At 69.2% G+C, this 13860-nt stretch carries 6 protein-coding genes; all 6 read right to left on the bottom strand.

Annotated elements, in window-relative coordinates:
* Position 1 precedes the first annotated feature (1 nt).
* The 6 genes from F0U63_RS13955 to F0U63_RS13980 all read right to left on the bottom strand — a co-directional run bounded on the left by F0U63_RS13955 (position 2) and on the right by F0U63_RS13980 (position 13632).
* The gene (locus F0U63_RS13955) at positions 2-1405 is read right to left on the bottom strand and encodes an RsmB/NOP family class I SAM-dependent RNA methyltransferase (protein ID WP_395846391.1); all 1404 of its coding nucleotides are present in this window, start codon (positions 1403-1405) and stop codon (positions 2-4) included.
* A 152-nt stretch (positions 1406-1557) separates the two neighbouring features.
* Positions 1558-2976, bottom strand: coding sequence for a purple acid phosphatase family protein (locus tag F0U63_RS13960; RefSeq protein ID WP_395846392.1), 1419 nt, complete (start codon positions 2974-2976; stop codon positions 1558-1560).
* A gap of 157 nt (positions 2977-3133) precedes the next feature.
* Positions 3134-3937, bottom strand: coding sequence for an ABC transporter permease (locus tag F0U63_RS13965; protein ID WP_395846393.1), 804 nt, complete (start codon positions 3935-3937; stop codon positions 3134-3136).
* Positions 3934-4698: an ABC transporter ATP-binding protein gene (locus F0U63_RS13970; RefSeq protein ID WP_395846394.1), complete on the bottom strand. Its 765-nt coding sequence runs from the start codon at positions 4696-4698 to the stop codon at positions 3934-3936. The genes F0U63_RS13965 and F0U63_RS13970 overlap by 4 nt, the downstream gene beginning before the upstream one ends.
* A 100-nt stretch (positions 4699-4798) precedes the next feature.
* Complete coding sequence (locus tag F0U63_RS13975; RefSeq protein ID WP_395846395.1) at positions 4799-9031, bottom strand: myxosortase-dependent M36 family metallopeptidase; 4233 nt, start codon at positions 9029-9031, stop codon at positions 4799-4801.
* A gap of 341 nt (positions 9032-9372) precedes the next feature.
* Entirely contained in the window at positions 9373-13632 is a 4260-nt protein-coding gene (locus F0U63_RS13980; protein ID WP_395846396.1) for a myxosortase-dependent M36 family metallopeptidase, read from the bottom strand.
* Between the last annotated feature and the right edge of the window lie 228 nt (positions 13633-13860).

Raw genomic sequence — 13860 nt, forward strand, 5'->3', positions numbered from 1 at the left:
GTTACTTCGCGCGCACGAGGATGGCCCCGAAGAATCCATCCGTGCCGTGCAGGTGCGGGGCGAGCCGCAGGTAGGGGCCCTTGCTCACCTTGGCCCCCAGCTCCGCTCCCAGTTCCTCGGCCACCGGACGCACCGTGTAATCCGGGTGCCGCGAGAGGAAGTCCTCCACCACGGCCTCGTTCTCCTCGGGCAGCACGCTGCACGTGCCGTAGATGAGCCGCCCGCCGGGCTTCACCAGCCGGGAGAAGCGCTCGAGCAGCCGCTTCTGCCGTGCCACGTGATCGGCCAGCATCTCGGGGGTGAGGCGGTAGCGCGCGTCCGGCTTGCGGCGCAGGGTGCCCGTGCCGCTGCACGGCGCGTCCACCAGCACCCGGTCCGCCTTGCCCATCAGGGGCGCGAGCGCCGTATCCACCTCGGGGCCATCCACGGGGATGAGCTGGGTGCGCACGTTGTGCACGCCCGCCCGGCGCGTGCGCTTGCGCAGATCCTCCATGCGCCCCTCCTCGACGTCCAGCGCGTACAGGTCGCCCCGGTTCTTCATCTGCACGGCGAGCTGGAGCGTCTTGCCGCCCGCGCCCGCGCACGCGTCCACCACCTTGGTGGGCGGCGCGTCCACGAGCATGCCCAACAGCTGGCTGCCCTCGTCCTGCAGCTCGAAGGCGCCGTCGCGGAACGCCTCGAGCGAGAAGGCATTGGTGCGCGTGTCGAGGATGAGCCCGAGCGGCGACAGCGGGGTGGGCTGGGTGCTCACGCCCTCCTTCTCGAGCAGCTCGCGCACCCGCTCGCGGTCGCCCTTGAGGCCGTTGACGCGGGCGGTGAGCGGCGCGCGCTCGTTCATCGCCTCGGCGGCGCGCTCGGCGTCCGGGCCGAACGCCTCGCGGAAGCGCGCCGCGAGGAAGTCCGGCAGCGAGGCGGCGATGGGGAAGCGCTTGTCCGGGGGCAGTGCCTCCAACGTCCGGGCGGCCCGCGCGAGCCCGGACAGCGCGCCCGCGCCCAGGCCGGACTGCACCGCCGAGTGCTCCACCTCTTCCAGGGACTCGCCATGCAGCACGCGCGAGGCGGCCAGGCGCAGCACGTCCTGGCGCGTGCGGTCCAGGCGGGCGAAGCCCGGGTAGGCGTGCTCGAGGAGGAAGTCCACGGTGCGCTGGCGGCGAAGCAGGGCGTACACCCGCTCGGCCACGGCGCGGCGCTCGTTGGAGTAGAGGTTCTTCTTGTGGCGCAGGGTGTAGTCCAGGGCCCGGTCCGCCATGCGGCCCTCCTGGCGGATGAAGCCATAGGCTTCCAGGCACGCCTGGAGGACGAGATCCTCGCGCACGGGGCGGATCGCGCGAACACCCTCCGCGGCGGCGGGCGGCTTACGGCGGGACTGGGGGGCCCTGGGGGAGGGGCGGGGGTTCTTCTTCATGAAAGACTCCGGAGGCCCGGGGTGGGCGGGCGCGCGCTGTCGGCACGCAGGCGCATCGCATCCCGGGCGCTCGATGACAAGGGCGGAGACGGGGGCGGAGGCGCTCCGGGGGCCTTCCCGGGCGCCGAGGGGGGCCGCCCCCGCCTTCCCGGTCAGCGCCGACGGCGGCGCAGGGCGCTGGCGAGCACCCACATCCCGGCCGGCAGCAGCGTCATCGCCGGGGTGGCCGAGCAGCCCGGGAGGGGCTCGGCCGGGTTGTTCGGGTCCCCCAGGTCTGGCACCACCCCCGGGGGGGACTGGGTGCTTCCCTCGATGGGCGGCTGGCCCGGCGAGGGCGCCGGGGTCGTCGTGGGGGGCGTGCCCGGGGGGGGCGCGGGCTGCGTGGGGGACGTGGGCTCGGGCGGGAGGTCCTTGGTGAGGGTGAAGCTGTCCATCACCTTGCCCGAGGGTGTGAGCATCTGGGCGGTGAGCGTCCCGTCCTCGACCCGCACGTCCAGGTAGCCGTGGTCCGAGTTGTTGCGCAGCACCGACCAGGACGGCTTGCTCGCGATGCTGAGCTCGCGCAGCTTCGCGCCGCCGCTGCCCACCACGAGGTAGACGGGGTCCGTGGCGCCCGAGGGAGCCACCTCATTGCCGCGCATGGGGTGGGTGCGCTCGTAGTTGTGGTCATGCCCGGTGAGCACCAGGTCCACCCCGTACTTCTCGAAGAGGGGGGCGAACTCCCGGCGCATCTTCAACTGCGAGCCGTGATCCCCGCTGCTCCAGGGCGGGTGGTGGAAGAAGACGATCTTCCAGGGGGCGGTGCTGGCGGCCAGATCCTCCTCCACCCACTGCTGCTGCGCCTCGAAGGTGCAGCGGTCGGCCGAGGACAGGCCGATGGCGCAGTTGGAGTCGATCGCCACGAAGTGCACGAAGCCCCAGTCGAAGGAGTAGTAGTACTCGCCGCCGCTCTGGCTGGTGGGCAGGTAGAGGTTGTCGAAGTAGGGCTGGCCCTTGTTGGTCTCGTACTCGTGGTTGCCCGGGACGGCGAAGAAGGGCACCTGCGCGAGCAGCGGAGCCATGGGCTCGAAGAGGTTGTGCTGGAACTCGGCCTCTGTGCCCATCTCGTAGGCGTTGTCCCCGAGCGCCAGGAAGAGCTGCGGCTTGCGGCCGAGCATGGCCCGGGCCACGTCGCGCTGATCCTGGTTGTTCGAGCCGAAGTCGCCCACGGTGGTGAAGTGCACGCTGCGGGTGCCGGGCACGGGCGCGGTGGAGAACGTCACCGGGCTGGTGCGCGAGCCGCAGGCGTCCACGACATAGGTGTACTCGGTGCCGGGCTCCAGGCCGCTCAGCTCCACGGCCTGCCGCGTCTGGGAGGTGGGCGCGGTGACGGACAGCTCCATGCTCCCATGGGTGCCATAGCGCACCGTGGGGGCACACGCCGTGTCCAGCCGGAAGGCCACCGTGGCGGTGTCCGGTCCCACCCGCTGCAGGTAGGGCTCGCGCGTCAGTTTCGCGGCGCTCGCACCACTCGCGGTGAGGGTGAGTGCCACGGTCATCGCGCCGAGCGCGAGGGCGTACAGTCGGTGCATGAGGCCTCCTGTCCGGGCCATCCGGACTCGGAGGTGAACCGTTCACCGTCACACATCCATCCATGAGCAAGCCCTTCACCCCCCCAGCGCCCGCCCGCCGGGTGGCTGGCCGGAAAGCGCTCGGTGGGACGCCCGCCCTGGCTTCCTGCCGGGAGGCTCAGCTCACGCTCTCGGCGCTGTAGCGGGCGACGCGGCCCGAGCGCAGCGCCTCCCGGTAGATGAGGAGGAAGAAGACGCAGGCGAGCAGCAGGCAGAGCAGCGCGAGCCCCACGCCCACGAGCAGCGCCGTGCCGGAGAAGGGGCCGCCCGTGGCGACCGCCCGCATGCCCTCGAAGACGTAGGAGGGCGGGAAGAGCAGCGAGAGGAGCTGCATCCACTCCGGCAGCGTGGCGCGGGGATAGAAGACGCACGCGAAGGGCGACACGATGGCGGGGATGGGCCAGATGAGCCACTCGGCGGCGGGCCCGAGCCGCAGCACCACGGCGCTGCCGAAGACGCCGAGCGCGATGCCGTACAGGAAGAGCACGAGCAGGAAGGGCAGCAGCAGCACGCCGTAGGTGAACAGCGACAGGCCGAACGCCGCGCCCGCCACGGCGACCATGACGACCAGGCCGATGCTGCTCGTCGCGATGCTCGAGAGCACCAGGCCGCTGATGTACTCGGAGGTCGACAGCGGGGTGGCGAAGAGGTTGAGGAAGTTGCGTGACCAGACGTCCTCGAAGAACGCCATCGTCACGCCCTGCATGGCGCGGGTGAGGAAGTTCCAGAGCAGCACCGTGCCCAGCAGCGAGGTGACGAAGTCCAGGCCGGAGGCGGTGACGGTGTTGAGGTAGCGCGTGATGAAGCCCCACAGCACGACGTCGATGGCCACCCAGATGAAGAGCGGGAGGATGCGCGCGGGGCTGCCCCTCAAGAGGTAGAACTGGCGCATCACGATGGCGGTGACACGGGAGGCATTCATGACGGCTCCCCTCGCGCCACGGTGATGAACAGCTCCTCGAGCGTGGCCTTGCCGTACTGGCCGGGCAGGGCCCGGGGGTCTCCCTGGAGGACGATCCTCCCGCGCGAGACGATGAGCACCCGGTCGCACACCTCCTCGACCTCGTACATGTTGTGGGACGTCCACAGCACGCCGCCCTGGCCCTGGGAGGCGAAGTCCCGGATGCGGGCGCGGATGTCTCGCGCCGTCATGGGATCCAGCGACGCGGTCGGCTCGTCGAGCAGCAGCAGGGCGGGGCGGTTGATGAGGGCCTTGGCCAGGGTCACCCGCGTCTGCTCTCCCGAGGAGAGCACCCCGCAGCGCACGTCGCGGAAGCGCGTGAGGTCCAACTGGGTGAGGAGCTCCTCGATGCGCTCGGACAGCCGCTTCACGCCATAGAGCAGGCCGAAGGTGCGCAGGTTCTGCTGGACGGTGAGGTTGCCGGGCAGCGGCGCGTAGATGGCGGCGAAGTTCGTGTGCGCGAGCGCCCGGGTGCGGTGCCGCGCCAGGTCCACGCCCTCGATGTGGATGGAGCCCGAGCTCGGCTCGAGCAACCCGAGCACCATGTTGATGGTGGTCGTCTTGCCCGCGCCGTTGCTGCCGAGCAGCCCGACGATCTCATGGCGGCCCACGTCGAAGGAGAGCCCGTCGACGGCGACGGTGGCGCCGTACTGCTTGCGCAGCTCCACGACGGACAGGACCTTCGCGGGGGCAGCGGACTGCGGAGGAGGGGACGTCTTCACGCGGTCTGCTCTACGCCCGAACGCGCCCCGGGGATAGCGGGGATGTTCAACGCACGACCCTCCCCTTCCCGGAAGGAGGGAAGAGGAGGACCGGAGCTTCTCAGTTCACCCGGCGGCGGCGCGCCAGGGCGAGCAGCCCCAGGCCGATGAGGCCCAGGGGGGCCTCGGCGCCGGTGGAGCAGCCACACTTGGGCGGCTCGGGCTGCGGCTGCGGCTCGGGGTCCGGGTTGGGCGTGACGGTGACGGAGACGAAGGCGGGCGCACTGTCGAGCGAGCCATCCTTGACCACGAGGCTGAAGCGCAGCGTCGTCTCGGCGTCCGCGTCCGGAGCGGTGAAGAACGGGGTGGCGGAGTCCGCGCCCGAGAGCGTCACGGGCGTGCCCTCCACCTGGGTCCAGATGTAGCTCAGCGCGTCGCCGTCCGGGTCGGAGCTGGCGGTGCCGTCGAGCTGCGCCTGGGTACCTTCCTCGACGGTGAGCGCGTCACCGGCGTGGGCGGTGGGGGCGCGGTTCACGTTCGTCACCGTCACCTTCACGGTGTCGCTGTCCGTGCTGCCGCCGTTGGAGACGGACAGCTTGAACACCAGGTCGGTGTTGGCGTTCACCTCGGGGGCGAGGAAGGACGGCGTGAGCGTGTTCGCGTCCGTGAGCGTCACCTCCGGGCCGGACAGCTGCTTCCACACGGAGGTGAGCGCATTGCCTTCCGGATCCGTGGCGCTGCCGTGAAGCGTCAGGCTCGTGTGCTCCTCCACCGACACGTCTTCTCCGGCGGTGATGACGGGAGCCGGGGGCGGCACGCACACCCCATCCTCCGCGTGGATGGCGGTGAAGGGCGTGTTCGTGATGCCGCTGAACCGCAAGTCGTCCAGCATCCAGCCGGTCGCCTTGAAGGAGTAGTCCGAGCCGATGCGGAAGCGCAGGCGCACCGTCTTGCCCGCGTACGCCGTTCCGAGGTCCAACTTGGAGTCGATGAGGGCGGGGAATCCCTCGTTTCTACCCACGATGGCCTCGCGGCCCTGGAGCGGATTGGTGTTTTCGTCGAAGGCGACGAGCGTGCCGTTGTACAGGGCCGCGCCGACGTCCGCCCAGGTCTGTCCGTCATCCTGGCTCAGCTCGATGACCGCGCCGTCATAGAAGTAACCGCCGTCCTGATCGAAGTCCCAGGCCTGTTTGAACTCGAGGACGAGGGGCTCGGTGGTGCCCACCGTGAGGGGCGGGGTGATGAGGCGCAGGTCACTCGTCGTGTCCGCGTTCTCCCCGAAGAAGACATGGTTGGGAGGAGTAGGGTGCGGGAGGATGCTCCAGTCCAGCTGGGTCAGGTGGCTGTCATGCTCCAGGGTCCAGGGCAGGGTGTGGGACTCCACTGCCTCCGTAGCCGTGGAGGCGGGCGTCTCGTCGTGGTTGGCCCCCACGCTCAGGGTGCCCTTGCGGTCGCCCGGCCGGGACAGTTCGCCCTGGCGGGTGGTGACGGTGAAGCTCAGCAACTGGCGCCCCGTCACGCCTTGCAGTGACACGGCCAGGGTCACCTCCGTCTCCTCGAGCATGTCCAGGGTCGGCACCTGCACCTGGCCGCCATGGCCCAGCGTCACGCCCGGACTGGAGGTGGTGACAATGGCGACGGTCTGCTCGGTGCGGGTGGGGCCCAGGTTGCGCAGCTTGATGCGCAGCAAGCCGGTCTCGCCGTTGTCGAGGATGTTGTCGCGGTCACACGTCCTGGACACGGCCTCCACGGAGAGGGAGACGACCGCCACGTCGGCCGTCGTGTCGTAGCTCTCCACGACGCCGGCATGGTCCAGGGAGGTGCGGTCCGGCGCCACCGCGCCCACGCCCGCGCCCCGCCGGGCGAAGGCCTCCCAGAAACGGCGTCCATCCTCGACGGAGGCGGCGGAGGCCGCCGCGATGAGCGCGTCACGCGCCTCCAGGTAGGTGGGCGTGGCGGGCGTGAGCTTGTAGCCGTTGACCAGGTACTGCTTCATACGGTGTTGGGCCTCCTCGAAGGGGTAGGCGCGCAGCAGCGACACGTAGCAGTCCCACAGCATCGTGGCCCAGACCTCACCCGCGTTGTGGGACTCCGCGTTGTTGTAGGCATTGGGGACGATGGGCGCCGTGGTGGGCAGTGGCTGTCCGTTGGAGATGTGCCGGAAGGTGAGCGCGTTCTTGGTCATGTCCGCCGAGTAGGTCACTCGCCGGACGCCGAAGAAGGTGGGGTCCCCGGGCCTGCCGAATCCGCGCGCGATGTGCCCGGCCGTGGCGTAGGCGCCATTCCAGCGGGCGTTGGACGGGACGTGGATGTCCTCCGGGCGCGTCATCATCAGCAGGGCGGTGAAGTCCGCCCAGCCCTCTCCCATGGCCCAGCCCTGGTTGTTGCTCAGGCCGTTCGCGTTTCCAATGAGGCGGTTGCTGATGTAGTGGCCCCACTCGTGCGCCACGACGGTACTGTCGATCGTGCCATCCAGCTCGATGAACCGCTTGCTGTAGAGCCGCGCGGTGAGTCCGGGGAGCTGGGCCTTGAGCTCCTTGCCATTGGAGAGCGTGATGTACTGGGAGGGGATGGTGATGCTCGCATTGGATTCGGAGGCCGACATGAGCCTGTCCACGTTGTTCGCGTAGATGACGCCCACGGCGCCGGCGTTCTGCACGTTCAGGATCTGCTGGCCGATGGAGCAGGTGGTGTCGCGGTCGACGAGGGCGATCTTTCCGGCCACCTCCGCGGCGTTGGTGAGCGCGGTGCAGGCGGTGTTTCGGGCCGGAGTGCCGCTGACCGCGAGCACGACCTCGGCGTTGATGTCGTAATCCTGCGCGCCGAAGGTGGCGGACCCCACCTTGTACTTGCGCGGGGTGCCCCCGGGGACGCTCGTCTGCAGGCTCGTATCCTTGTTGTCGTAGATGTACATCTGCATGACCGGGGACGCGCCGTCCGCCGGCGTGTACATGTTCGCGTTGTTGCGGCCCCCGTAGTCCTGCGCCTCGGCGAGGAGGGCGTCGTGCTCCAGACCGCCCCGGCCGAAGTTGTCGTGCTGGGCGTTGCCCGAGGCCTCGTCGAAGCCCACGTCGTAGAACCAGTCGTGCAGCCAGTTGTTCACGTAGAACAGCTGCGTGGTGGCCGCCTGGATCTGCTCCGCGTTCGCATTGGGCTGGAGGCTGAAATCGATGCTCCGGTCGAACACCCCGGGAGCCGTCACCGAGGCGCGGGAGTCACCGGTGCCGTATCCGTCCGGCTCGACGAGGTCCGCATAGGCGTCCACGTTGTTGCCCACGGTCTCCGTGGCGCCGTCCGGCAGCCAGGGATCGTTCCGGCTGAAGGGGGCGTTCCGCAGGGTGATGAGCGCGGGGGCCTCGAATGGCGGCACGCTGACGGTGCCGGGCGTGCCCGTGGGGTGGGGCGTGGTGATGCCACCCGCGGGTCCATCCAGCGGTGTATACGGAGGCGTGGTGTCCGCCCAGACGCGGTAGGAGATGTCCGCGTGCGCCTCGAGGTTGTTGCGCAGGAGCAGCCGGCCATCGGCCGCGGACACGACGTAGGAGTAGTAGTCCGACTCCCGGCTATCGTCCCGGGCGGTGTGGAGCTCCAGGTAGTAGGCGGGCACGAGCCCCCTGGCCATGGGGAAGAAGACGGGCTTGGCGCGCGCGGGGATGACGAGGCCCTCGGCCAGCGGACGCGCGTAGGGGGCGAGCTGGTAGTGGGTATACGGGTCGTTGTCCCGCGCGCGGAGGTTGGCCCGCGTGAGCAGAGTGCCATCCAGGGGGGAGCCGGTCAGATCCTGATAGGCCAGGGAGATGGCCTGGGGGGCCGTCAACCGGTGGCGCAGGCTCGAGACCCGGGCGGCGGACGTGGCCGCGGAGACATGGGGGGACAGGTTTCCACTGAGCGCCACCACCTCGTTGTTCGCGTCGAGCAGGACCTTGAGTCCCTGGCGGAACACCTCCACGCCGTCCACCTGCTGGGCGAAGGTGACGATCGACACGCCGCGCGCGTCACGGCTGATGGAGGTGACGCTCGCGCCCGCCTTGGTGAGCGACTCGTGGCCGTAGAGGGACAGGTACTTGCCGAGCTGTTCACGCGCGGCCTCGTCCGGCTTCATGCGCGCCAGTTGCGTGGTGCGCAGCGACGGGGCCTCGGACTTCTTGTTGGCCCAGACGAAGGTGGGCAGGCCGCGCTGCGCGTCCTGGTGGGCGACGCGTGCGTCCGTTGCCTCCGGCCGCAGTGGCTTGTTCGCGCGCGGCGAGGGCGGGGTGTCTTGCGGCACTTCGTAGTTCGGCAGGTCTCGCGCCGTGGCACCCGTGCTCGCGAGTGCCAGTGCCAGACTCGACCACTTGAAAACCAACCGTGTCACGTCGGGGGCTCCTTCCCATGGGTGACACACCGTGGCCACCGTTCCGCCACGTCCCCGGAAAGCACCTGCTCCAGATGGAGCGACAATGGCTCTCTTTCCAGGGGTGAAGTGTCGACAAGGTGAAGCCTAGAGCCGATCCGCCTTTCTTGCCTACCCACTGTCTCGCTTTGTGAATGGAGCGCCCGCTGCCGGACTGCACCATGGGCTTCTCGGTGTATGAGAAGAAAAGGAATTGGCGGGGAGGCGAGTGGTTTTGGACTGAATGTCTGGGATTGTCCGCTTCGCCCGAGTGGCTGGCCCTCCCCTTCCCGAAAAGCAAGGAAGGGGAGGGCCGGAACGTCTCAGTTCATCCGGCGGCGGCGCGCCAGGGCGAGCAGCGCCAGGCCGATGAGGCCCAGGGGGGCCTCGGCGCCGGTGGAGCAGCCACACTTCGGCGGCTCGTTCGCCGCCTTGGGCGTGACGGTGACGGAGACGAAGGCGGGCGCACTGTCGAGCGAGCCATCCTTCACCACGAGGCTGAAGCGCAGCGTCGTCTCGGCGTCCACGTCCGGAGCGGTGAAGGACGGGGTGGCGGAGTCCGCGCCCGAGAGCGTCACGGGCGTGCCCTCCACCTGGGTCCAGGTGTAGCTCAGCGCGTCGCCGTCCGGGTCGGAACTGGCGGTGCCGTCGAGCTGCGCCTGGGCGCCCTTCTCGACGGAGAGGGCCTCACCGGCGTGGGCGGTGGGGGCGCGGTTCACGTTCGTCACCGTCACCTTCACCGTGTCGGTGACCGTGTCGCTGCCGTTGGAGACGGACAGCTTGAACACCAGGTCGGTGTTGGCGGTCACCTCGGGGGCGGGGAAGGAGGGCGTGAGCGTATCGGCGCCCGAGAGCGTCACGTCCGGGCCGGACTCCTGCGTCCACGTGTAGGTGAGGGGGCGGTCTTCCGCATCCGTGGCGGTGCCGTGGAGCGTCGGGCTCGTGCGCTCCGCCACCGACACGTCCTCACCGGCCGAGACGACGGGAGGCGGGAACGGCGCACACAATCCATTTTCCGCCTTGAGGGCGGTGAAGGGCGTGTTGGTGATGCCGCTGAACTCCAGGTCATCCAGCAGCCAGCCGGTCGCCGCGGCGGCCTGGTCCGAGCCGATGCGGAAGCGCAAGCGCACCGTCTTGCCCGCGTACTTCGTCCCAAGGTCCAACGTGGAGTCGATGAGGGCGGGGAAGCCCTCGCTCTGGCCCACCAGGGCGTTGCGGCTCTGGAGCGGATTCGCGCTGCCGTCGTCGGTGATGAGCTTGCCGTTGTACAGGGGCGTGCCGACGTCCACCCACGTCGCTCCGTCGTCCTCGCTCAACTCGATGACCGCGCCGTCATAGTAGTCAATGGGGTCGGCCTCGGTGTCCTGCTCGAAGTCCCAGGCCTGCTTGAACTTGAGGACGAAGGGCTGGGTGCCGCTCACCTTGAGGGGCGGGGTGACGAGGCGCATGTCACTCGGCGCGGCCACGTTCTCTCCATAGAAGACATGGTTGGTGAACGTGGGGTACGCGAGGATGCTCCAGTCCACGTCGCCCAGGTCGCTGTCGTGCTCCGGGGACCAGGGCGTGGCGCTGGACTCCACGTCCTCCGTGGCCGCGGTGGCGGGCCGCTCGTCGTAGTTGAGCAGCAGGTTCATCCTGCCCTTGACGTTGACTGGCTGGGTCGCGCTGCCCGAGCGCGTGGCAACGGTGATGGTCGCCGCCTGGTGTGTCGCCGCGCCCTTGACCAGGACAGGCAGGGTCACCTCCTCTTCTTCCCCCTCCTTCAGGAGGGACAGGGTCACCTGCCCCCCGTTGCCCAGCGTCACGGCGGGGTTGTTCGAGGTCACGACGAGGAGTGCCTGCTCGGTCTGATCCGGACCCACGTTGCGCACCTTGAGGTGCAGCAGGCCCTTCTCGCCGTTGTCGAGGATGTCGTCGTTGTCACACGCCTCGTCCTTGGAGATCTCCAGCGAGAACGTCGGCAGGGCGATCAGATCGTAGCTCTCCACGACTCCGGAGTGGGTGGCGGAGTAGCGGGAGGGCGCCGTCGCCCCACCGCCCGCACCGCGCCGGGCGAAGGCCTTCCAGAAGCGATGTGCGTCCGCATTGTCCGCGGCGGCGGCCGCGGCGATGAGCGCGTCACGCGCCTCCAGGTAGGTGGGCGTGGCGGGCGTGAGCTTGTAGCCGTTGACCAGGTACTGCTTCATGCGCTGTTGCGCTTCCTGGAAGGGGTAGGCGCGCAGCAAGGACACGTAGCAGTCCCACAGCAGGGAGGCCCAGATCTCACCCGCGTTGTGGACCTCCGAGTTGGGGATGCCATTGGGGACGATGGGCGCCGTGGTGGGCAGGGTCTGTCCATCGGAGATGTGCCGGAAGGTGAGCGCGTTCTTGGTCATGTCCGCCGAGTAGGCCACTCGCCGGATGCCGAAGAAGGTGCTGTCCCCGGAGAGGAAGCCACGCGTGGCGTACTCGGCCGGGGCGTAGGCGCCGTTCCAGTTGGCGTTGGAGGGGACGTTGATGTCCTCCGCGCGCGCGATCATCAACAGGGCGTGGAAGTCTCCCCAGCCCTCGCCCATGGAGCCGCCCTGGTTGTTGAGCAGGCCGTTCCCGTTTCCAATGAGGCGGTTGCTGATGTAGTGGCCCCACTCGTGCGCCACGATGCCGTTGTCGATCGTGCCATCCAGGTCGAGCGCCGGCTTGCGCTGGAGCCGCGCGGTGAGCCCGGGAATGCTGGCCCGGAGCTTGTTGCCAGCCGACTGCTTGACCAACTGGGAGGGGATGGTGATGTCCGAGGCGGTGTCGCTGGGGTTGAGGAGCTGGTCGCCGGTGCTGGCGATGATGACGCCGATGGCGCCGGCCGCCTGCGCGTTGCGCACCTTCGCGACGAAGTTGCACACGCCGCGATCGATGAGGACGATCTTCCCCGCCACGTCCGCCGCGTTGGTCAGCGCGTCGCAAGCGGTGGTGGTGGTCGGGTTGCCACTGGCCGCGAGCACGACCTCGCCGCTCACGTCGTAATCGCTCGGCCCGAAGGTGGAGCTTCCCGCCGGGTACGTGCCCGCGACGCTCGCGGGGGCGCTCACCTCCAGCGACTGTACGGCATTGTCGAAGAGGTACATCTGCATGCGCGGCGACGCGCCGTCCGCGGGGGTCGCCATGTTCGCGTTGTTGCGGTCCTTGTAGTCCTGCGACTCGGCGCGGATGGCGTCGTTGCCCTTGCCCCCGCGGCCGAAGTTGTCGTTCTGCGCGTTGCCCGAGGCCTCGTCGAAGCCCACGTCGTAGAACCAGTCGTGCAGCCAGTTGTTCACGTAGAACAGCTGCGTGGTGGCCGCCTGGCGCTGCGCCTCGTTGGCTCCAGGCTGGATGCTCAGGTCCATGGTCCGGTCGAACACCCCGGGAGCCGTCACCGAGGCACGCAGGTCACCGGGATTGAAGCCGTCCGGCTCGACGAGGTCCGCGTACGCGTCCACGTTGTTGCCCCGCGTCTCCGTGGCTCCGTCCGCCAGCCAGGGATCATTCTTGCTGAAGGGCACGTTCCGCAGGGTGACGAGCAAGGGGGCCACGAAGGGCGGCAGACTGGTGGTCTCCGCGGGGAAGCCCGTGGGGTGCGGCGTGGTGCTGCCCCCGGCGGGTCCATCCAGCGGGGTGTAGGGGGAATCCTTCTCCGCCCAGACGCGGTAGCTGAAGTCCGCGTGCGCGGTGAGGTTGTTGCGCAGGAGCAGCTGGCCATCGACCGCGGACACCACGTAGGCGTAGTAGTCCGAGTCGGAGTTCCCCTCGTGGCCCGTGTTGAGCTCCAGGTAGTAGGCGGGGATGAGCCCGCCGGGCATCGGGAAGAGCACGGGCTTGGCGCGCGCGGGGATGACGAGGCCCTCGGCCAGCGGACGCGCGTAGGGAGCGAGCTGGTAGTGGGTGTACGGGTCCTCGTTGTCCGCGCGGAGACTGCTCACTGGCGCGAGCAGGCTGCCATCCAGGGTGGCGCCGGTCAGGTCGCGGTAGGCCAGGGAAATGGCCTGGGCGGCGGTCAGCTGGCGGCGGGCGCCCAACGTCCGGGCGGAGGCCGCGCGCGTGGTTACGTTCGGGGACAGGTTGCCGCTGAGCGCCACCAGCTCGTTGTTCGCGTCGAGCAGGAGCTTGAGCTCATGGCGGAACACCTCCACGCCGTCCACCCGCTGGTCGAGGGTGACGATCGTCACTCCGTTCGCGCCACGGCTGACGGACTTCACGCTCGCGCCCGACTCGTCGAGCGACTTCTGGCCGTACAGGGACAGGTGGTCCGCGAGCTGCGAGAGGGCGGCCTGCTCGGGCTTCATGCTCGTGAGTCGCGTGCGCAGCGACGCCGCCGCGTCCTTCTTCTTCGCCCAGACGAAGGTGGGCAGGGCGCGCTGCTCGTCCCAGTGCGCGACGTGCGCGTCCGTTGCCTTGTCCGGCAGCAGACTCGCGCTCCTGTTCAGGGATGACTTCTGGAGGGACGACTTCGGTGACAACTTCAGCGAGGGGGGGGCGTCCTGCAGGACATCGTAGTTTGGCGGGTTATGCGCCGCGGCTCCCGTGCTCGCGAGCGCCAGTGCCAGACTCGACCACTTGAAAACCAACCTTGTCACTTCGGGGGCTCCTTGCCGTTGGTGTCGCACCGTGGCCACGCTTCGCCACGTCCCCGGGAGGCACCCACTCCAGACCTCGGAGCGACGACGGTTCTCCTCCCAGCGGCAATGTGTCGACAGGGCGGATCCTAAAGCCAAGCCCCTTGTCTTGCCTAATGCGTGGGGCCGGGTCGCTTACACCGCGCAATTCCTGTCAAAAGAGAAGGGACGGAAGGATCCGGGAAGCGA

Origin of the sequence: Cystobacter fuscus (assembly GCF_044360685.1) — a bacterium.
In the GTDB taxonomy this organism is placed as follows: domain Bacteria; phylum Myxococcota; class Myxococcia; order Myxococcales; family Myxococcaceae; genus Cystobacter; species Cystobacter fuscus_C.